Raw genomic sequence first — 19002 nt, forward strand, 5'->3', positions numbered from 1 at the left:
ATCGGCTGATGACGCACTTCGTCGTCGTGCTGCCGCTCTCGCCGCTCGCGGCAGACGAGTCGTTCACCGTCGCGGGCTGGCCGCTGCACGTCACGCTCGTCGAGCCGTTCGCCACCGAACAGCCGAAGGAGGTCGTCGCGGCGGCGCTCAGCCGGGTGGCCTTCGGCGCTCGGACGATCAGCAGCACCGCGGGCGAGTCCGCCATGTTCGGTCGTCGACACGACGTTCCGGTGACCCTCATCCGCGACGGCGGTGAGATCTCCGCACTCCGAGCCGAGGCGCTCGCGGCCCTCGCCGCCGCAGAGATCGATGCCGGCCGCCTTCGCACCGACTTCCGCCCGCACGTCACCGTCAAACGCCACGGCGGTGTGAACCCCGGCGAGCGCGTGGTGCTCGGGCAACTCGCCCTCATCGACATGCGGCCGCCGACGGGCGCGCATCACCGCCGCGTGCTCGGCGCGTGGCCCCTCGGCGGGGCGACCCTCACCCGTTCGCCGCCCCTGACGACACGCGACTGATGCGCACGGTCGCCAACTGGAACGGGCGGAGCTCGAGCCGCCAGGCGCCGGCGCTTCCCTGCACCTCGACGAGCCGGGCCCGCGACTCGGCGAGGGGACGCTCGAGGAGGTCGACCTCGGTCGCCACCGCTCCGGCGAGATCGGCGGAGAGCACGGCCTGCGCGCGCGCGCCGTGCGCCTCGTAGAGTCGCACCACGACGTCGCCCGAACGGTCTTCAGCGAGTTTGACCGCCTCGACGATGACCCCGTCGCCCGCGACGGCGATGAGCGGGTCGATGCGATCGACCGCGGCGTCGAGCACGCGACGCGGCGGCACGTTGAGCCGGTATCCCTCGGCGACGGCCTCCGGGATCCCCGCGCCGGGCGCGATCGCCACGCGGAAGACGTGCGACCCCTGGTCGGCCGTCGGATCGGGGTAGCGGGGGGCCCGCAGCAGCGACAGCCGCACGGTCGTCACCGTGGCGCCGTCGACGACGGAGCGCGCGATGTCGTGCCCGTAGCTCGCGTCGTTGGCGACGGCGACGCCGTAGCCCGGCTCGCCGACGTGCACCCATCGGTGCGCGACGGACTCGAAGCGCGCCGCGTCCCACGAGGTGTTCGTGTGCGTCGGCCGATGGAGATGGCCGAACTGGATCTCGGACGTCGCCCGCTCGGCGTGCACGTCGAGCGGGAACGCGAGTTTCAGGAGCTTCTGCCGCTCGTGCCAGTCCACGTCGAGCCGCACGTCGAGCGCCCGTCCCATCGCATCGAGCGAGACGGTCTCGACGACCTCGGACTCGCCGAACCGGCGGACGATGCGCACGACGACGCAGGCGGGGTCGTCGTCGAGGATCTCGATCGACTCGAGTTCGCGGAGTTCGACGACGTTGCGGCGGTCCTGGACGTCGATGTCCCAGGCGTCCCACTGGTTGGGCGTGTCGCGGAAGAGCTGCAGCAGCTTCGCCGCACCGCCCTCGGGGATCGCGTCGCGGCCGGTCCTCTGGTCGACGAGGGAGACGAGGAGGCCATGGTCGTCGAGCACGGCCTCGAGCCGGGCGTTCGCCAGCACGATCCGCTCGCCGTCGCGCCGCACGGTTGCCGCGGCATCCGTCACCGGTGCCACCGCCGCCGCGAGCGCGGCGACTCCGTCGAGCGCGAGCGGTCCGGCGTTCGCGACGACGCGCTGCTCGCCCGCGCCGACGAGCGAGCGCAGCGAACGCGCGATGATCGTCTCGAGCACCTCGGCGACCTCCGCGTAGCGGCGCTCCGCCTCGGCGTGCACCCAGGCGATCGACGACCCGGGCAGGATGTCGTGGAACTGCTGGAGCAGCACCGTGTGCCAGGCGCCTTCCAGTTCCTCGTACGGGTACTGGAGTTCTCCGCGCACGGCCGCGGTGGCCGCCCACAGCTCGGCCTCCCGCAGGAGGTGCTCGCTGCGCCGGTTCCCCCGCTTCGTCCGCGCCTGCGAGGTGTACGTTCCGCGATGGAACTCGAGGTACAACTCGCCCGACCAGACGGGCGGCTTCGGCAGCTCCGCCTCCGCCGCCTCGAAGAACTCGCGCGGACTCGACAGGACGACCCGCGGCGACCCCTCGAGATCCGCCGTGCGCGCCGCCGCGGCGAGCATCTCCTCGGTGGGCCCGCCGCCGCCGTCGCCCCAGCCGAACGGCACGAGCGAGGTGTTGCCGGAGCCGTGCTCGGCGTACTGCCGCTCCGCGCGCGCGAGCTCGGCGCCCGAGAGTTCGGAGTTGTACGTGTCGACGGGAGGGAAGTGCGTGAAGATGCGCGTGCCGTCGATGCCCTCCCAGTCGAAGGTGTGGTGGGGCATCACGTTCGTCTCATTCCAGGAGATCTTCTGCGTGAGGAACCAGCGACTGCCCGCCGCTCGGGCGATCTGCGGCAGCGCCCCCGAGTAGCCGAACGAATCCGGCAGCCACACCTCGAGCGGTTCGACGCCGAACTCCTCCATGAAGAAGCGCTTGCCAGCGACGAACTGGCGGGCGAGCGCCTCGCCGCCCGGCATGTTCGTGTCGGACTCGACCCACATGCCGCCGACCGGCACGAACGTCCCTTCGCGCACTCGCCGGCGAATCCGTTCGAACAGCTCGGGATAGCCCGCTTTCAGCCAGGCGAACTGCTGGGCGGATGACGCGGCGAACACGAAGCCCGGATTCCGCTCGATGAGCGCATCGACGTTCGAGAAGGTCCGCGCCACCTTCCGCACGGTCTCGCGGGTCGGCCACAGCCAGGCGCTGTCGATGTGCGCATGGCCGACGCCGTGCACCCGGTGCGAACTCGCCCACGCCGGAGCGGAGAGGGCAGGTGCCAGCATCTCACGCCCCAGCGCCGCGGTGCCCGAGACGTCGTCGGGATCCATCGCGTCGACGCATCGTTCGAGCGCCCGGAGGATCTGGGCTCGCCGTGGCAGCGCGTCGGGCAGTTCGGCGTGCAAGCCGCGCAGGGTCCAGAGGTCCTGTGCGAGCTCCCAGACCGGGAGGTCACGCAGCGCCAGCTCGAGTCGGCGCATCAGGTAGAGCGGCGCCTCCCCGGCCGTCGCGGGGTCGCCGAGCGGTGTCGGGGCGAAGGACCACCCGCCCTGGAGATCGGGGTTGGATGCCGCCTCGAGGTACAGCTCGAACTCCCGCCCGGGCTCGATCCGGAGCGGGACGGCGCGGTTCAACGGCTCGATCGCCTTCAGGATGACCCCGTCGGCGCTCCAGACCGTGCCTTCGGCCTGGAAGCCCGGTGCCGCACCGGTGAACCCGAGATCCACCACGAGTTCGACACGGGCATCGCGTTCGGCCGCCCACGCCTCGGGCACGCGGCCGCGGATGCGGAACCAGGTCGTGCCCCAGGGACGGCCCCACGGGACATCCATCGCGAAGGGCTCGAATCGCTGCGCGACCGCCTCGGCGAACGGCACCGGCTCGCCGGGCGCCACCCACTGCTCGATCGAGACGGGAGCGCTCCGGCGGTGGAGCGCCGGCTCGATGCGCTCGGCGACGAATCGTGCGATCCGCCGTTCGACCAGCCTGCTGTCATCGTGCATCGGAATCCCTATCCCTTGATCGCGCCCTGCATGGCGAACGAGCCGCCGATGCCCTTCGACACGATGACGTAGAGCACCACCACCGGCAACGAGTAGATGAGCGAGTACGCCGCGAGCTCACCGTACGCGACGGTGCCGTACTGGCCGAAGAAGCTGAAGACGCTCACCGAGGCGGGTTGCTTCGAGGGCGAGAGCAGCAGGATGAACGGCACGAAGAAGTTCCCCCATGCCTGGATGAAGACGAAGATGAAGACGACGGCGAGCCCCGGGCGCATGAGCGGGAGCACGATCAGACGGAGTGCACGCATCGCGGAGGCGCCGTCGACCCACGCCGCCTCCTCGAGCGAGACCGGCACCGAGTCCATGAAGTTCTTCGTCATCCAGATCGCCATCGGCAGGCTCGTCGCCGCGAGGAAGAAGGTCACGGCTGCGAGGTTGTCGAGCATTCCGAGGCGCACGAAGAGGCTGTAGACCGGCACCATGATCGCGGTGATCGGCAGGCAGGTGCCGAACAGGATCGCGGAGAGGTAGGGCGTGTTGAACCGCGAGTTGTACCGCGAGATCGGGTACGCGGCGAGCACCGCGACGATCACCGTCACGATGGCGGAGCCGGCCGACAGCAGCGTGCTGTTCCAGAGCGGCAGCAGGGTGCGCTCGGGGGTGAGCACGGCGGCGTAGTGCTCGAGGGTGAAGTCGGTGGGCACGCGCGTCTGCTGGCTCGGCGCGGTGTCGATCGAGGCGAGGATGAGCCAGGCGAGCGGCACGAGGAAGCACGCGCCGATGACGAGCAGCACGACGTTCGAGGCGAGGGCGGCGACTGCTCGGCGCGGCGCGGCCATGCTCAGGGGACGCGGGCGGGCGGGTGCCGCCGGCTGCCCGGTCATGCGTCCCTCCCGGGCCGGATGGTGCGCAGGTAGAGCACCGAGAACACGGCCCCGATCAGGATCATGACGACCGCGATCGCCGATCCGTAGCCGATCTCCTGGAACTTGAAGGCCTCCTGGTAGGCGAGGATCGGCAGCGTCGTGCTGCTGATGCCCGGGCCGCCCTTCGTCATCACCCAGATCAGCGTGAAGACGGCGAGCGTCTGCAGGGTGATCAGCATGAGGTTGGTGGCGATGCTCCCCCGGATCATCGGGATCGTCACCCAGACGAGTCGCTTGAGCCCGCCGGCCCCGTCGATGACGGCGGCCTCGGTGATCTCGGGAGGCACATCGTTCAGCGCGGCCTCGTAGACCATCATCGAGAACGCCGTGCCGCGCCAGATGTTCGCGAGGATCACGGCCAGCATCGGGAACTCGTAGAGCCAGTTCGCTCCGTCGATGCCGATCCCTGCGAGCAGCTGGTTGAGGGTTCCGTCGTCGGCGAAGTAGGCGTACGCGGCGAAGGCCGCGACGATCTCGGGCAGCACCCACGCGCCGACCACGATCGTCGTCACGATGGCGCGCGTCGCCCGAGTGACCCGGCCGAGGAGCAGCGCGATCGCGAGCCCCAGCGCGTTCTGGCCGATGACCGCCGACGCGATGACGAAGACGACGGTCAGCCAGACGGAGATCGGGAAGCCCGGGTCCTGGAGGAGTCGCGTGTAGTTCTCGAACCCGACCCAGGACGGGTCCTTGGCCTCACGGCCGGTGAGCGCGGTGTTCGTGAAGGAGATCGTGATCGACCAGATGACCGGGCCCGCCATGAACAGCGCGAGCAGCAGAATCGACGGGACGACGGGGAGGAATCGAGCGATCGAGGCGCGCGATGACCGGCCGACGCGGGAGTTCGGGTCTTCCCGCGACGGCCGGACGGCGCCGTCACGCAGTGCCGAAGTGGATGCCACCACCCGTCACTGCGTCACATTCTCATCGCCGACGATGCCGATCACGGCGTCGTCGTATGCCGCGGCGGCCTCTTCGGGGCTCATCTGGCCGGTCATGACCGCCTCGGTGGCAGCCTGGATCTCGGCCGAGATCTGCGGGTAGTCGGCGGTCGCCGGGCGGAAGTGCGTGACGCTCACGAGGTCGGTGAAGAAGCCGATGAACGGGTTCGCCTCGAGGTACGCGGGGTCTTCGGCGACGTCGGCGCGAACCGCGATCTGCGAGTTGGCGATGTTGTACTCGAGCGCGTTCTCCCGATCGAGCGCCATGGCGAGGAAGTCGAACGACGCATCGGGGTTCTGGCTCTGAGCACCGACCGCGAGGGTCCATCCACCCGAGAGGCTCACCGCCCCGTCGCCCTGGCCGTTCTGCGTCGGGAAGGCGGCGACTCCGATGTCGTCGACGTACTCGGGCCATTCGTACGATCCGTCCTGCTTCCAGAACGAGGGTGACCACGATCCTTCGATCGTGCCCGCGATCTGCCCGCCGGGGAACCACTCGCCGAACAGCTTCTGCCACATCGAGCCGTCGAGCGCGACGTCGGGGGCCGGAGCGAGGCCCTCGCCGTAGAGGGTCTCGATGAAGGCGAGCGAGTCGACGAAGCCCTGCGAGCCGGTGACCCACTTCTGGTCTTCGGCGTCGTAGAGCGTGTCGTCGGTGCCGTACATGAGCATGCCGAAGCCCTGCATGACCGACCCCTCGCCTGCCGGCTTGCCGGAGTACACGTTGAACGCGACCTTGTCGGGCGACGCCGCCTTGACAGCACGGGCGGTCTCGAGGATCTCCTCCCAGCTCTTCGGCTCCCACGGGAGCGGCACCCCTGCCGCCTCCAGCACCGACTTGGAGTACCAGATTCCGCGAGTGTCGGTGCCGAGCGGCACCGCGTAGACGCTGCCGTCGTCGGCCCGCCCGGCCTCCTTCGCCCCGTCGTTGAACTGCTCCCAGTCCTCCCACTCGGCGAGGTATTCGTCGAGGTTCAGGAGGTAGCCGGCGTCGACGTCGCTCCGCACGCGGAACGTGTCCTCGTAGAACACGTCGGGCGCGGTCTCTGCGCTCTGCTGCATGAGTGCGAGCTTCGTGGCGTAGTCGCCCTCGTCGGCGACGATGGGTTCGAGCTCGACGGTGATGCCGGGGTTGGCGGCCTCGAACTCGGGCTTGACCTTCTGGAAGAGCTCGTCGAGCGCGACGAAGCCGTCGGTCTTCTGGTAGACGACCGTGATCGTCTTGGACTCGTCCGCCGCCGGGCTGCACCCGGCGAAGGCGAGAGCCGCCGCAGAGACGGTCGCCACGCCGGCGAGTACGCGAGAGAAACGCATGGTGCTCCTTTGCTCCAGCTGGATCGAACGCGGTCGCGTCTGTCGAAATAGTAAATCGAATGGAATTACTCTGCAAGCCCCCGCTCCCACCCGAGCCGAACCCGCCGTCAGGCGTCGAGCATCAGGCGCGCCGCCGACGGCCCGAGCGTGCGCTCGAGCACCAGGCAGGCCGCCCCGACGGCAGCCACGTCCTCGCCGGCCGATGTGCCGACGACCGGCACCCGCCGGATCGACCGGGTGACGCTCAATTCGTCGAGCAGCGCGGGAATGCGCTCGAGGTGATACGGGCGGAATCGCTGCCAGAAGGGCCCGCCGAACACGACCCGGTCGACATCGAGCAGGTCGGAGAGCACGGCGACGGCCTTCGCCGTCCGAGCCGACGAGCGCTCGAGGATCTGACGCGCCCCGGCGTCTCCGTCGGCGGCGAGGTCGCAGAGCGCCGAGAAGCGCACATCGACGTCGTGCGCACCGCTGCGCAGTCGCGTGTCTTCGAGCACGCCGAGCCGTTCGGCTTCGGTCACGAGGGCCTCGGGGGTGCACGTGGCGGCGATGCATCCGTGCAGGCCGCACGTGCACACGGCCCCGCCCGGGTCCACGACGATGTGACCGACCTCGCCGGCGTTGCCCGTGGCTCCGCGCACGACCTCGTCGTCGAGCACCAGGCCGGCGCCGATCCCGGTGCCGAGGTAGAAGAACACGAAGCTGCCGACCCCGTTGGCGCCCCCGGTCCACATCTCGGCGACCGCCGCCGCCGTGACGTCCTTGTCGACCAGCACCGGCAGGCCCGTGGATTCGGCGAGCGCATCGCGGAGCGGCACCCGGTGCCAGCCGAGCAGGTGGGGCGGATCGACGATGGTGCCGCGCTCGGCGTCGATCGGGCCGGGCGCGGCGACTCCGAGCCCCACGATCTTCTCGCGGCGCACGCCGGATTCGGCGATCAGCCGGTCGAGTCCGTCATGGATGCTCGACATCACGAGTCGGGGGTCGTTCGCGATGGGGGTGCGCCGGCGCGCGTGCGCGACCACGGTCCCCTCGAGATCGAGCACGACGAACGTCATCACGGCCGGATCGATGTGCACCCCGGCCGCATACGCGCCGCCGGGGTTCAGCCGGAGCAGCGTTCGCGGCTTTCCGGGGCCGGAACTGGCCTTGCCCGCCTCCACCACGAGGTCGCCGTCGAGCAGTCGTCGCACGACGTTCGAGATCGTCTGCGCCGAGAGTCCGGTCGCCGCGACCAGTTCCACACGACTGCAGCCGCCACTCGACCGTCGGATCGCGTCGAAGACGACCGACTGGTTGAAATCGCCCATGCGCGGCAGGTTCGTCCCGCGCCGCGCGCCTGTCGGATCACCCACCCAGTCTCCTCGACTCATTTCTCACGACGTTGGAGAAATGCTACTCCGCGCGGGCGCGGGCGGCCGAGGTCAGCCGGCGTCGGTCTGCGCGAGTGACGGTTCGTCATCGGGCGAGCTGCGCTTCTGCCACGGCCAGCGACCGGAGACCTCGAGCTCGAGCGACCAGCTGAGGAACGTTCGGATGAGCACGATCATCGCGAGCACGAGCACCGACTCCACAGTGGGCGTGACGGCGACGGTCTTGATGATGTCGGCGGCCACGAGCAGCTCGAGGCCCAGCAGGATCGCCCGGCCGAGCACGCGGCGGAAGCGCTCGTAGATCGGGGACTTCCGGCGAAGCCCCCGGAGACCGGCATCGAGGCTCGCGTAGACGACGCCGACCACGATCGCCAGCACGCCGACGAAGTCGATGACCCCGCCGATCGTCTCGATGACCGTGCTGAACTCCATCGCGCCTCCCTGCGGCACACGCTAGCGCGGTGGCGGACGGCTCGGCGCGCGACGTGCCGAAATGCCGTCGACGGATGCCGCGGGCGCGAGGACCTTCCCGAGCGCCGGCGTCCGCGGCATCCGCAGGCGGCACGGCGATGCGCCCCGCGCGATCGCAGGGCGCATCTCCGTCGGGCTACGCCTCCTGGTGCTGCAGGTGGTAGCGCAGGCTCGCGAGTTCGGCGCGCAGTGCCGCGGGCACGCGGTCGCCGAACAGGTCGAAGTACTCGTCGGTGAGCTCGCACTCGGCGAGCCACGAGTCGCGGTCGACGTCGAAGAGCTGCTCGAGCACGGAGTCCTCGATCTCGAGGCCGTCGAGGTCCAGCGAACCGGATGCCGGGAGCAGGCCGATCGGCGTCTCGACGGCGTCGCTGACACCCTCGATGCGGCCGACGATCCACTCGAGCACGCGCGAGTTCTCGCCGAACCCGGGCCACAGGAACGAGCCGTCGGCACCCTTGCGGAACCAGTTGACCTGGTAGATCTTCGGGGCGTTCTCGCCGAGCACGCGGCCCATCTTGACCCAGTGGCCCCAGTAGTCGGCCATGTTGTACCCGCAGAACGGGAGCATCGCGAAGGGGTCGCGGCGGAGCTCGCCGACCGTGCCCTCGGCGGCGGCGGTCTTCTCCGACGAGATCGTCGCGCCCATGAAAACGCCGTGCTTCCAGCTGCGCGCCTCGGCGACGAGCGGCACGTTCGTCGCGCGGCGTCCGCCGAAGAGGATCGCGTCGATCGGCACGCCGTCGTGGGCGTCCCAGTCGTCGGAGATCTGCGGGCACTGGGCCGCGGCCACGGTGAAGCGCGAGTTCGGGTGGGCGGCCGGGCGACCGGAGTCGGGCGTCCACGGCTTGCCCTGCCAGTCGGTGAGCTCGGCGGGCGTCTCGTCGGTCAGGCCCTCCCACCAGATGTCGCCGTCGGGGCGCAGTGCCACGTTCGTGAAGATCGTGTTGCCCCAGAGGGTCTGCACGGCCGTCGGGTTCGTGGTCTCGCCGGTGCCGGGCGCAACGCCGAAGAAGCCCGCCTCGGGGTTGATCGCGTAGAGACGGCCGTCGGCGCCGGGACGCATCCAGGCGATGTCGTCGCCGATCGTCTCGACCTTCCAGCCGGGGATCGTCGGGCGCAGCATCGCGAGGTTGGTCTTGCCGCACGCCGAGGGGAATGCCGCGGCGACGTGGTACGAACGGCCCTCGGGCGACGTGATCTTGATGAGCAGCATGTGCTCGGCGAGCCAGCCCTCATCGCGTGCCATGACGCTCGCGATGCGCAGCGCGAAGCACTTCTTCGCGAGCAGCGCGTTGCCGCCGTAGCCGGAGCCGTACGACCAGATCTCCCGCGAGTCGGGGAACTGCACGATGTACTTGGTGTCGCTGCACGGCCACTCGACCTCGGCGCGGTGGTGACCGACGCCGTCGATGAGCGGGTAGCCGACCGAGTGCACGGTGCGCACCCAGGGCTCGCCCGCCTCGATGAGGCGGTAGACGGCGTCGCCCATGCGGGTCATGATGCCCATCGAGAGCACGACGTAGGGCGAGTCGGTGATCTCGACGCCGAGCTGCGAGATGGGGCCGCCGAGCGGGCCCATCGAGAAGGGCACGACGTACATCGTGCGGCCCTTCATCGAGCCGTCGAAGACGTCGGTCAGCTCAGCGCGCATCTCGCGCGGGTCGCGCCAGTTGTTCGTGGGGCCCGCGTCCTCTTCGTAGGTCGAGCAGATGAAGGTGCGGTCCTCGACGCGCGCCACATCCTGCGGGTCGGTGCGCGCGAGGAAGCTGTTGGGGCGCCACTCGGGGTTCAGCTTGATGAGCTTGCCCTCGGCGACGAGCTGCTTCGTCAGCAGGTCGGCCTCGTGCTGCGAACCGTCGCACCAGACGATCTCATCGGGCTTGGTGAGGCCGGCGATCTCGTCGACCCACGCGCGCAGTGCTGCGTCGGTGGTGCCGCGACGGATGCTGCCGGCCGAGTCGGATGCCTCTGTGCCGATCGAAAACTCGGAGATGGTCATCGTCGTCCCTTCTGAAGTGGTGCCGGCGAGTGCCAGAACCGGTTCGTACTTCAAGAATGCGTGCTGTTGAGGCATCCGTTCGGCAATTCGCGGTGTTAAGAACCTGTGATCTTTCGCTATTCTTAAGCCATGAAGGCAGGCTCCCCCGATCTCGCTACCCTCGGCCAGCGCATCCGCCACTTCCGGGGCGAGCGAGCGCTCACGCTCGACCAGCTCGGCGAAGCGGTGGGCATGGCGGGCAGTCAGCTCTCCCTCATCGAGAACGGCAAGCGCGAACCGAAACTCTCACTGCTCGACTCGCTCGCCGCGGCGCTCGACGTCGAACTCGCCGACCTCCTCTCCCGCGAGGCCCCGAGCCGCCGCGCCGCCCTCGAACTCGAGCTCGGGCGCGCACAGTCGAGCCCCCTCTACGCGAGCCTCGGGCTCCCCGCGATCCGGCCCGGCCGCGGCATCACCGACGAGTCGCTCGCGGCGATCGTCGGCCTCCACCATGAGTTGCAACGGCGGGCGAGCGAGGCCATCGCCACCCCCGAGGAGGCCCGCCGGGCCAACACCGAACTGCGCGAGCGCATGCGCGAGCGCGACAACTACCTCGGCGACATCGAGCAGCTCGCCGAAGACCAGGTCCGCGCCTCGGGCCACCGCTCGGGCGCGCTCACGCACCGAGAGGTGAGCGTCATGGCCGAGCGGCTCGGCTTCCAGCTCATCTACGTCGACGACCTGCCCGACTCGACGCGGTCGATCACCGACATCGCGAACGGCCGCATCTACCTGCCGCCGGCCTCGATCCCCGGCGGTCACGGCCTGCGCTCGATGGCGCTGCAGGCCATGGCGCACCGGTTGCTCGGGCACGAGCGGCCCGCGAGCTACGCGGAGTTCCTCTGGCAGCGGCTCGAGATCAACTACTTCGCCGCGGCGTGCCTGATGCCGCGCGAGGCATCCGTCTCGTTCCTCCAGGCCGCCAAGAAGGAGAAGCGGCTCGCCATCGAGGACTTCCGCGACGCGTTCGGCGTCACCCACGAGGCCGCTGCGCTGCGCTTCACGAACCTCGCGACGAGCCACCTCGACATGACCCTGCACTTCCTCCGCGTCGCGGGCGACGGCGCCCTGCTGAAGGGCTACGAGAACGACGGGCTGCCGCTGCCGTCCGATGTCACCGGTTCGATCGAGGGCCAGTGGGTCTGCAAGAAGTGGAGCGCTCGCACCGCGTTCGGCCACACCAACCGCACGACCGAGAACTACCAGTACACCGACACCCCCGCCGGCACGTTCTGGTGCGCGACCCAGACCGGGCGCACGGATGCCGCGGAGTTCTCGATCTCGGTCGGCGTGCCGTTCAGCCAGGCCAAGTGGTTCCGCGGGCGGGAGACCACGCATCGCGCCGTCTCGACCTGTCCCGACGAGGCGTGCTGCCGCCGCGCGCCGTCCGAGCTGGCCGAGCGCTGGGCCGGGCGGGCGTGGCCGAGCGCCCGACTGCACGCGCACGTGCTGTCGCCGCTGCCGTCCGGCACCTTCCCCGGGGTCGACGACTCCGCGGTCTACCGCTTCCTCGAGGCGCACGCCGAGCAGTAGCCGCGACGGCCCACCCGCCCCCCTCCTTCCGGCACCGAGTCACCTCGTCACCGGCCGGTCACAACTGCGGATATACGATCCGGCGCGCCGTCGATCAGTGGCGAGTCACGGCGTGGCGGATCGTATATCCGCAGGAATGAGGCGAGATCGCACTCGTCTCGCCAGCACGAACGCTGCACTATGAAGTTTCTGTTGCATTAGTGTGTGACGCACAGTATCGTGTGACGCATGAGCACCGAAGAGACGACCGCAGGGCACCTGCAGGAGCTGAGGCGCGGCACCGTCGTGCTCGCGTGCCTGGTGCGGCTGCGCACGCCCGACTACGGCTACGCGCTGCTCGAGTCGCTGAACGGCCTCGGCATCCTCGTCGACGCGAACACCCTGTACCCGCTGCTGCGGCGACTCGAGAAGCAGGGACTCCTCACGAGCGAGTGGAACACCGACGAGGCCCGGCCCCGCAAGTTCTATCGCACGAGCCCGACCGGCGAACACCTCGCCGACGCCCTCACGACCGACTGGCGACGCATCGACGACGCGCTCGCCGGACTCACGACCGGAGACGAATCATGACCACCCTGACCGACCGCTACGTGTGGGCCGCCGCCCGCACCCTCCCCGAGACGCAGCGCGCCGACTTCGACCGCGAACTCCGCGAGCGCATCGGCGACGCGACCGACGCCCTCGTCGAGGCGGGCAGCTCCCCCGTCGACGCCGAACGCTCCGCCCTCACCGAACTCGGCGACCCGGCGGCGCTCGCCGCGCAGTACGTCGACCGGCCGCTGCAGCTCATCGGGCCCCGCTACTACCTCATGTGGTGGCGCCTGCTGAAGGTGCTCTACTCGATCGTGCTGCCGATCGGGGCTGCCGGTGTGCTGCTCGGGCAGTTGCTCTCAGGTGCCGACATCGGCGAGGCGATCGGGTCGACCGTCACCACCGCGATCTCCATCGCCGTGAACCTCGGATTCTGGACGACCCTCGTCTTCGCGGTCCTCGAGCGGACCACGGCCGGGGCCGGTCAGCCCGGCATCGCCGCGGTGTGGACGCTCGACATGCTGCCCGCCCTGCCCGAACCCGCGAAGACGTCGCGCCTCGGCGAACTCATCGGTTCGCTCGTCTTCCTCGGCATCTTCGCCGCGGCAATCGTGTGGCAGCAGTTCGGCGTCGTGTTCCATGACGGCGTGCGCGAGCCGATCCCCCTGCTCGAGCCCGCACTGTGGTCGTTCTGGCTGCCGTACTTCCTCGCGCTGATCGCCCTCGAGATCCTCTTCGCGATCGCCCTCTACGCGTGGGGGTGGAACTGGTGGCTCGCACTCGCGAACCTCGTGCTGAACGTCGCGTTCACCGTGCCGGCGCTCTGGCTGTTCCTGACCGGACAGCTCATCAGCGACGAAGCGCTCGCGGCGATGCAATGGCCGTGGGGCAGCTCCGGGCCCGTCATCGTCGCGATCATCGTCGTGGTCGTGATCGGCGCCGCGACGTGGGACGTCATCGACGGCGGCATCAAGGCCTGGCGGGCGACCCGTGCACGCCGAGCGGCGAGCATCGCCTGACGCAGCGCGACGACGGGAGGGCGGGGCCGATCGGCCCCGCCCTCCTTGCGTGCTCAGCGTCTGCTGCAGCCGCGCAGGCTACTTCGGCTGCATGCGGATCGCGCCGTCGAGGCGGATCGTCTCGCCGTTCAGCAGCGGGTTCTCGACGATGTGCCGAACGAGCGCCGCGTACTCGGCGGGCGTGCCCATGCGCGACGGGTGCGGGATCGCCTCCTCGAGCGAGGCCTGCACCTCCGGCGGCATGCCGGCCATCATCGGCGTCTGCATGATGCCGGGGGCGATCGTCACGACCCTGACGAGCAGCTTCGAGAGGTCGCGGGCGAGCGGCAGGGTCATCGCGGCGACGCCGCCCTTCGAGGCCGAGTAGGCGGCCTGCCCGATCTGACCGTCGAATGCCGCGACCGAAGCGGTGTTCACGATGACGCCGCGCTCTGCCGTCTCGGGCACGCCGGGCAGCGACTGGGCCACGATCGGATCGTTCGCCGCCATCGCCGCGGCCGCGAGTCGGGCGACGTTGAACGTGCCGATGAGGTTGATCCTGATCGTCCGCTCGAACGCGTCGAGCGCCAGCGGGCCGTCGCGGCCGACCGTGCGCCCTGCGGTCGCGATGCCCGCGCAGCTCACTGCGACGCGGAGCGGCGCGCGCTCCTGCAGGAGGTCGATCGCGGCCTGCACGGATGCCTCGTCCGTGACGTCCGCCGGTGCGAAGCGCACGTGCTCGCCGAGTTCGCGCGCGGTCTGCTCGCCGGGTGAGCCGGGGAGGTCGACGATGACGACCTCGGCGCCCGCGGCGGCGAGCACGGCGGCCGTGCCCCGGCCGAGCCCCGACGCGCCGCCCGTGACGATGGCGCCTGTTCCGTTCAACTGCATGTGGTGCGTCCTCTCCGTTCTGGCGAAGGTGTGGTCGAAATCCGCGATGCCCTGTGGCCGTGGCCGCAGACGTCGCCCACCCGCTCGCGGTGTCTGTGCGTCAGATGCGTTCGATGATCGTGGCGTTGGCCATGCCGCCGCCCTCGCACATCGTCTGCAGGCCGTAGCGGCCGCCGGTGGCCTCGAGCTGGTTGACGAGCGTCGTGAGCAGGCGCGTGCCCGAGGAGCCGAGCGCGTGCCCGAGGGCGATGGCGCCGCCGCGGGGGTTGAGCTTCGCGGCATCCGCCCCGGTCTCGGCGAGCCACGCGAGCGGCACGGACGCGAACGCCTCGTTGACCTCGTAGGCGTCGATGTCGTCGTGCGTGAGACCGGCACGCGTGAGCACCTTCTCGGTCGCGGGGATCACGCCGGTCAGCATGTAGAGCGGGTCGCTGCCGACGACCGTGAACGACCGGAACCGCGCCCGCGGCGTGAGGCCGAGCTGCTCGGCGCGCTCGGCGCTCATGATGAGGGCGGCGGAGGCGCCGTCGGTGAGCGGCGAGGAGTTGCCGGGCGTGATGCGCCAGTCGAGCTCGGGGAACCGCTCGGCGAGTTCGTCGGTGCGGAACGCGGCGTTCAGGCCGCCGAGCGACTCCGCCGACGTGCCCGGGCGCACGGTCTCGTCGGTCAGCGAGTCGACACCGGGAACCGGCACGACCTCGCTCGCGAACGCACCCGCCTCCTGAGCGGCCGCGGCCAGCTCGTGCGAATGAGCGGCGAACGCGTCGAGCTCGTCACGGGCGAAACCCCACTTCGCGGCGATGAGCTCGGCGGAGACGCCCTGATTCACGAGCCCGTCGGGGTACCGGGTGCGGATGCGCGAACCGTAAGGGTCGGCGCCCGCCGCGCTCGAGCCGAGCCGCACGCGGCTCATCGACTCGACGCCGCAGGCGATCACGATGTCGGCCTGCCCGGCGAGCACGGCCTGCGCGGCGAACGTCGCTGCCTGCTGGCTCGAGCCGCACTGCCGGTCGATCGTGGTGCCCGGCACGTGCTCGGGGAAGCCGGCCGCGAGCACGGCGTTGCGGGTGATGTTGTAGCTCTGCTCGCCGATCTGGCTGACGCAGCCGCCGATCACGTCGTCGATCAGTGCGGGGTCGAGGTCGTTGCGGTTCACGAGGGTGTCGAGCACCCCGGCGAGGAGGTCGACCGGGTGGATCCCCGACAGGAGACCCCCGGGCTTGCCTCGCCCCACGGGCGTGCGTACGACGTCGACGATGACGGCTTCTCTGCTCATGCAGACAGCCTACGACGGCCCGAGAGACACGAATGCCCCGGGCGCTCGTGCGCACGGGGCATCCGTCGTCCGCGGCTCAGACCGCCGCGACGACCTCGCGCTCGAGCGCGACCGGCTGGCGCTCGGGCAGCACGACGGGGTGCGTGCCGGCCATCGCCTCGATGACGCGCACGACCTGGCAGGAGTAGCCGTACTCGTTGTCGTACCAGACGTAGACGATCGCGTCGGTGCCGTCGGCGATCGTCGCGAGCCCGTCGACGATGCCGGCCCGGTTGGAGCCGACGAAGTCGGTCGAGACCACCTCGGGCGACTCGATGTAGTCGATCTGCTGGCGCAGCGGCGAGGTGAGCGACACCTGGCGGAGGTAGCGGTTCAGCGACGTCTTCTCTGCGGGCTGCTCGAGTTGCAGGTTCAGGATCGCGAGCGACACGTCGGGCGTCGGAACCCGGATCGCACTTCCGGTGAGCTTGCCCGCGAACGAGGGCAGCGCCTTCGCGACGGCCTTCGCCGCACCGGTCTCGGTGATGACCATGTTGAGCGCGGCCGAACGCCCGCGCCGGTCGCCCGAGTGGAAGTTGTCGATGAGGTTCTGGTCGTTCGTGAACGAGTGCACGGTCTCGACGTGTCCGCGCACGACGCCGTAGGCGTCCTCGATCGCCTTCAGCACGGGCGTGATCGCGTTCGTCGTGCACGAGGCGGCAGAGAGGATCGTGTCGGCGTCGGTGATGTCGTCGTGGTTGATGCCGTGCACGATGTTCTTGATGGCGCCCTTGCCGGGAGCCGTGAGCAGCACGCGCGCGACGCCCTTCGACTGCAGGTGCTGCGAGAGCCCCGCCTCGTCGCGCCAGCGGCCGGTGTTGTCGACGACGATCGCGTCGTCGATGCCGTAGGCGGTGTAGTCGATCGACGCGGGGTCGTTCGAGTAGATCACCTGGATGAGCGTGCCGTTGGCGAGGATCGTGTTCGCCTCTTCGTCGACCTCGATCGTGCCGGCGAAGGGGCCGTGCACCGAGTCGCGGCGCAGCAGGCTCGCGCGCTTGACGAGGTCGTTGTCCGAGCCCTTGCGCACGACGATGGCGCGCAGTCGCAGGCCCTTGCCGTTGCCGGCGTGCGAGATGAGGATGCGGGCGAGCAGGCGCCCGATGCGGCCGAAGCCGTAGAGCACGACATCGGTGCCGGACACCTCGGGCTCGCCCTCGGCCGCGATGACGGGCGTGAGCTCGTCGCGCACGAAGTCGGCGAGCTCGCGGGCGTCGCCCTCGCCGACGGCGTCGGCGTAGCCGGCGACGAGTCGGGCGACGTCGATCGAGGCCGGGCCCGGAGCGATCTCGCGCAGCACCTCGAGCACGCGCATCGTGTCGGCGAGGTCGAGCTCGACCTCACCCGCCTGCCGGGCGAAGCGGTGCGCCTTCAGCAGTGCGATCGCGGAGCGGTTGATCAGCCGCCGGCCGTGGATGGAGGTCACCACCCCGTGGTCTCGGTAGAGGCCGCCGATGAGCGGAATCATCCGCTCGGCGAGCTCCTCCTTGGCGATCCATTCCGTACGGCGTGCATCGAACTCGTGGCTCACGATCTTCCTTCTCGGTCGAACGTGCGGAGGGCGTCGTCGACCAGGTCCTCGCGGGCGAGCCTGCCGGTGGGCAGCATCGGCCGCATTCTCTTCCGGGGATGGGTCGATTCTACGGATGTCTCGCTGCGGATGCCCTGTACACGGCGTCGAGTGGGGCGGCGGCGACCCGACGCGGCGGCTGCGAACCCCGTCCGAGGCGTTCGTAGACTCTCGGAGTGGATCGCATCATGCCGGGGGTCATCGCCGTGCTGTTCGGCTCGATGGCGCTCATGGTGGCCTTCGTGCCGCTCGTCGTACTCAGCTACCGTCGCAGGGGCGGATTCTCGGCCCTGCGGATGACCGCGTGGGTCGCCCTGCTCTTCTCCGTGATGGGCCTCTGGGCGTACACGCTCCTGCCGCTGCCCGACGGCGACGACTTCCGATGCGTCGGGGTGGTGCCGAACCCGTTCGAGGATGTCGTCGACATCGCCCGCCTGCAGGCCGAGCACGGCGGCTCGCTGCTCGCGAACGCGGCCGTGCAGCAGCTCGCGCTCAACGTGCTGCTCTTCCTGCCGCTCGGGTTCTTCGTGCGCGCATTGTTCGACCGCGGCATCGCCGTCGCGATCGGCGCCGGGGCGCTCGTGTCGCTCTCGATCGAGCTCACCCAGCTGACCGGGGTCTGGGGCCTCTTCCACTGCGCGTACCGCGTGTTCGACACGGGCGATCTCGTGTCGAACACGGTCGGCGCGGCACTGGGGTCGCTCGCAGCGCTCCTGGTGGTGCGTCGCGGCCGCGGCGGCGGCTCGGCCACCGCCGCCCGCCCCGTCACGTCGGGCCGACGGCTGCTCGCGATGCTCGTCGACCTCGCGACCGTGTCACTCACGGCCGCCGGCCTGTCGGTGCTCGTGAACACCGCGATCCTCGCGCTGGTGGGCGACGAGGCGGTGCTCGCGGTGTCGGACGCGGTCGCGGCGGGTGCGACCCTGGTCGCGATCGGCGCCCAGGCGGTGTCGGTCATGGCCGGCGGCGTCACCCTCGGGGAACGCGCGGTGCTGATCGACGTCCGCGAGCACCGCGCACCCCGATGGCCCTGGCGCGCCGTGCGCTTCCTCGCGGGCATCGGCGGCTACAGCCTGCTCGCGCTCCTCGGTGCGGCGGGTGGAGCGGCCGCCGCCGTGCTCGCCGTCGCGAGCCTCGTGGCCGCATTCACGACTCGAGGACACCGCGGCCTCGCGCAGGCGGTGGCGGGTATGGACGCGGTCGATCGGAACGCGGCCCGCGAGTCGGTGCCGGTCGTCGGCGGGTCGGAGCCGGTCAGTACGTCTCGATGAACGAGAGCTGCATCGTCGCGACGCGGTCGGGCAGCCCCTCGAAGACGGCCGCACGCTCGGGCGAGATCTTGTAGGCGGCATCCACCCGCTCGAACTCGGCGGCGTCGCCCGGCACGCTCACGGCCCACGTGAACTCGTTCGCCTCCGGAGAGCCGTAGGCGAACTCGATGGCGAATCCCATCGCGGGGCGCAGCACCGGCATGGTCTCCCGCCACCACGCGACGAACTCCTCGTAGAGTCCGTCGACGATCACGTAGTGGCGCAGCTGGGTGGTCTTCATG

General features: G+C 70.2%; 16 protein-coding genes. 5 read left to right on the forward strand and 11 right to left on the reverse strand.

What is annotated here, in order from left to right; genetic code table 11:
• The first annotated feature begins 8 nt into the window (after window positions 1-8).
• Window positions 9-518: a 2'-5' RNA ligase family protein gene (locus ASE14_RS05905; RefSeq protein WP_056652230.1), complete on the forward strand. Its 510-nt coding sequence runs from the start codon at window positions 9-11 to the stop codon at window positions 516-518.
• Here the strand turns inward: ASE14_RS05905 and ASE14_RS05910 are convergent.
• From ASE14_RS05910 to ASE14_RS05940, 7 genes are all read right to left on the reverse strand, one after another.
• Complete coding sequence (locus ASE14_RS05910; RefSeq protein WP_056652231.1) at window positions 484-3546, reverse strand: glycoside hydrolase family 38 C-terminal domain-containing protein; 3063 nt, start codon at window positions 3544-3546, stop codon at window positions 484-486. The genes ASE14_RS05905 and ASE14_RS05910 overlap by 35 nt on opposite strands.
• Window positions 3547-3554: 8 nt before the next feature.
• Complete coding sequence (locus ASE14_RS05915; protein ID WP_082600241.1) at window positions 3555-4430, reverse strand: carbohydrate ABC transporter permease; 876 nt, start codon at window positions 4428-4430, stop codon at window positions 3555-3557.
• The gene (locus ASE14_RS05920; protein WP_082600763.1) at window positions 4427-5233 is read right to left on the reverse strand and encodes a carbohydrate ABC transporter permease; all 807 of its coding nucleotides are present in this window, start codon (window positions 5231-5233) and stop codon (window positions 4427-4429) included. Before ASE14_RS05920 ends, ASE14_RS05915 begins: the two co-directional genes overlap by 4 nt.
• A gap of 147 nt (window positions 5234-5380) precedes the next feature.
• Entirely contained in the window at window positions 5381-6727 is a 1347-nt protein-coding gene (locus ASE14_RS05925) for an extracellular solute-binding protein (protein ID WP_056652237.1), read from the reverse strand.
• Between the two features lie 107 nt (window positions 6728-6834).
• The gene (locus tag ASE14_RS05930) at window positions 6835-8037 is read right to left on the reverse strand and encodes an ROK family transcriptional regulator (protein WP_056652240.1); all 1203 of its coding nucleotides are present in this window, start codon (window positions 8035-8037) and stop codon (window positions 6835-6837) included.
• Window positions 8038-8151: 114 nt separating this feature from the next.
• Complete coding sequence (locus ASE14_RS05935) at window positions 8152-8532, reverse strand: DUF1622 domain-containing protein (protein ID WP_056652242.1); 381 nt, start codon at window positions 8530-8532, stop codon at window positions 8152-8154.
• A 175-nt stretch (window positions 8533-8707) separates the two neighbouring features.
• Window positions 8708-10573, reverse strand: a complete 1866-nt coding sequence (locus ASE14_RS05940) for a phosphoenolpyruvate carboxykinase (GTP) (RefSeq protein ID WP_056652245.1) — start codon at window positions 10571-10573, stop codon at window positions 8708-8710.
• A gap of 129 nt (window positions 10574-10702) precedes the next feature.
• Between ASE14_RS05940 and ASE14_RS05945 the strand changes: the two genes are divergently transcribed.
• The 3 genes from ASE14_RS05945 to ASE14_RS05955 all read left to right on the forward strand — a co-directional run bounded on the left by ASE14_RS05945 (window position 10703) and on the right by ASE14_RS05955 (window position 13695).
• Complete coding sequence (locus ASE14_RS05945; RefSeq protein WP_056652248.1) at window positions 10703-12145, forward strand: helix-turn-helix transcriptional regulator; 1443 nt, start codon at window positions 10703-10705, stop codon at window positions 12143-12145.
• A gap of 228 nt (window positions 12146-12373) precedes the next feature.
• Window positions 12374-12715, forward strand: a complete 342-nt coding sequence (locus tag ASE14_RS05950) for a PadR family transcriptional regulator (protein WP_056652251.1) — start codon at window positions 12374-12376, stop codon at window positions 12713-12715.
• On the forward strand, window positions 12712-13695 hold the full coding sequence (locus ASE14_RS05955) for a permease prefix domain 1-containing protein (RefSeq protein ID WP_056652254.1): 984 nt from the start codon (window positions 12712-12714) through the stop codon (window positions 13693-13695). The genes ASE14_RS05950 and ASE14_RS05955 overlap by 4 nt, the downstream gene beginning before the upstream one ends.
• Window positions 13696-13773: 78 nt before the next feature.
• Here the strand turns inward: ASE14_RS05955 and ASE14_RS05960 are convergent, their stop codons facing one another.
• The 3 genes from ASE14_RS05960 to ASE14_RS05970 all read right to left on the reverse strand — a co-directional run bounded on the left by ASE14_RS05960 (window position 13774) and on the right by ASE14_RS05970 (window position 17348).
• Window positions 13774-14565 carry an SDR family NAD(P)-dependent oxidoreductase gene (locus ASE14_RS05960; RefSeq protein ID WP_056652257.1) on the reverse strand — a complete coding sequence of 264 codons (792 nt, stop codon included), beginning with the start codon at window positions 14563-14565 and terminating at the stop codon, window positions 13774-13776.
• 100 nt (window positions 14566-14665) lie between these two features.
• Window positions 14666-15841 (reverse strand): thiolase family protein, encoded by a 1176-nt coding sequence (locus ASE14_RS05965; RefSeq protein ID WP_056652260.1) that lies wholly within the window; start codon window positions 15839-15841, stop codon window positions 14666-14668.
• A gap of 76 nt (window positions 15842-15917) precedes the next feature.
• Window positions 15918-17348 (reverse strand): glyceraldehyde-3-phosphate dehydrogenase, encoded by a 1431-nt coding sequence (locus ASE14_RS05970; protein ID WP_235511401.1) that lies wholly within the window; start codon window positions 17346-17348, stop codon window positions 15918-15920.
• A gap of 278 nt (window positions 17349-17626) precedes the next feature.
• Between ASE14_RS05970 and ASE14_RS05975 the strand changes: the two genes are divergently transcribed.
• Window positions 17627-18721, forward strand: coding sequence for a VanZ family protein (locus ASE14_RS05975; RefSeq protein WP_056652264.1), 1095 nt, complete (start codon window positions 17627-17629; stop codon window positions 18719-18721).
• Here ASE14_RS05975 and ASE14_RS05980 read toward each other — a convergent pair.
• Window positions 18705-19001, reverse strand: coding sequence for a hypothetical protein (locus ASE14_RS05980; RefSeq protein ID WP_056652267.1), 297 nt, complete (start codon window positions 18999-19001; stop codon window positions 18705-18707). The two genes, ASE14_RS05975 and ASE14_RS05980, sit on opposite strands and share 17 nt — an antisense overlap.
• Window position 19002 lies beyond the last annotated feature (1 nt).

Origin of the sequence: Agromyces sp. Root81, assembly GCF_001429165.1 — a bacterium.
GTDB lineage: Bacteria > Actinomycetota > Actinomycetes > Actinomycetales > Microbacteriaceae > Agromyces.

Bases quoted from the DNA above. Each gene is read 5' to 3' on its own strand.
- ASE14_RS05905 (WP_056652230.1), top strand. From the start codon at position 9: ATGACGCACTTCGTCGTCGTGCTGCCGCTCTCGCCGCTCGCGGCAGAC.
- ASE14_RS05910 (WP_056652231.1), bottom strand. From the start codon at position 3,546: ATGCACGATGACAGCAGGCTGGTCGAACGGCGGATCGCACGATTCGTC.
- ASE14_RS05915 (WP_082600241.1), bottom strand. From the start codon at position 4,430: ATGACCGGGCAGCCGGCGGCACCCGCCCGCCCGCGTCCCCTGAGCATG.
- ASE14_RS05920 (WP_082600763.1), bottom strand. From the start codon at position 5,233: ATGGCGGGCCCGGTCATCTGGTCGATCACGATCTCCTTCACGAACACC.
- ASE14_RS05925 (WP_056652237.1), bottom strand. From the start codon at position 6,727: ATGCGTTTCTCTCGCGTACTCGCCGGCGTGGCGACCGTCTCTGCGGCG.
- ASE14_RS05930 (WP_056652240.1), bottom strand. From the start codon at position 8,037: ATGGGCGATTTCAACCAGTCGGTCGTCTTCGACGCGATCCGACGGTCG.
- ASE14_RS05935 (WP_056652242.1), bottom strand. From the start codon at position 8,532: ATGGAGTTCAGCACGGTCATCGAGACGATCGGCGGGGTCATCGACTTC.
- ASE14_RS05940 (WP_056652245.1), bottom strand. From the start codon at position 10,573: ATGACCATCTCCGAGTTTTCGATCGGCACAGAGGCATCCGACTCGGCC.
- ASE14_RS05945 (WP_056652248.1), top strand. From the start codon at position 10,703: ATGAAGGCAGGCTCCCCCGATCTCGCTACCCTCGGCCAGCGCATCCGC.
- ASE14_RS05950 (WP_056652251.1), top strand. From the start codon at position 12,374: ATGAGCACCGAAGAGACGACCGCAGGGCACCTGCAGGAGCTGAGGCGC.
- ASE14_RS05955 (WP_056652254.1), top strand. From the start codon at position 12,712: ATGACCACCCTGACCGACCGCTACGTGTGGGCCGCCGCCCGCACCCTC.
- ASE14_RS05960 (WP_056652257.1), bottom strand. From the start codon at position 14,565: ATGCAGTTGAACGGAACAGGCGCCATCGTCACGGGCGGCGCGTCGGGG.
- ASE14_RS05965 (WP_056652260.1), bottom strand. From the start codon at position 15,841: ATGAGCAGAGAAGCCGTCATCGTCGACGTCGTACGCACGCCCGTGGGG.
- ASE14_RS05970 (WP_235511401.1), bottom strand. From the start codon at position 17,348: ATGATTCCGCTCATCGGCGGCCTCTACCGAGACCACGGGGTGGTGACC.
- ASE14_RS05980 (WP_056652267.1), bottom strand. From the start codon at position 19,001: ATGAAGACCACCCAGCTGCGCCACTACGTGATCGTCGACGGACTCTAC.